The sequence below is a fragment of the bacterium genome (genome assembly GCA_024228115.1).
Taxonomy (GTDB): Bacteria; Myxococcota_A; UBA9160; order UBA9160; family UBA6930.
In genome coordinates this window covers 1-532 of sequence record JAAETT010000537.1, presented here as the reverse complement: position 1 = coordinate 532, position 532 = coordinate 1, and the positions used below count along the sequence as shown (strand labels likewise).

At 44.9% G+C, this 532-nt stretch carries 1 protein-coding gene; it reads left to right on the top strand.

Going from position 1 to position 532, the window contains the following annotated elements; all coding sequences use genetic code 11:
- Window positions 1-37 precede the first annotated feature (37 nt).
- Window positions 38-532 (top strand): hypothetical protein (locus GY937_21975; GenBank protein ID MCP5059381.1); only part of this gene is annotated, 495 nt, incomplete at its 3' end.

Sequence of the window (532 nt, the reverse complement as noted above, 5' to 3'; positions counted from 1 at the left end):
GAATCATGACCTGAACCAGGATCGTGTGGCTCCTACCATGATGGTGGACGGTACGGAAAATATTAACATTCATCAAGGAGGCAGGTCTAAGCGCGGCGGGACTGATAATGTAAACAGTTCTGCAATTGGTGGTACACCAAGAATATATGGTATTTATGAATACCGTCAAAAAGATGGCACTTCTGAAATACTTACTGCCGATGGCAATGGCGAGATATTAAGCGATTACAATGACGGTGCTCCGATTCAGACAGGTTTGACTATTAACAGGGCTGTGCATTTTGAAACATTTAACAATCTTTGTTATATTTGTACTGGGAATAATCAGGTACAGGTCTATGATGGCACTACTTGCGCGAATATGACCAACCCTGCGGTCGAGTGGAATGGCACAGGTACGAATTACCCTCGGAAGATGGTAACGCATGGTAGGGGGGAGGCTGCTAGGTTATGGGCAATCTATGGGGTAGAAGACCCATATACAGTGTTTGCTTCGGCAATAAGTACAGGAGACGGTACTACTGAAGCTGAT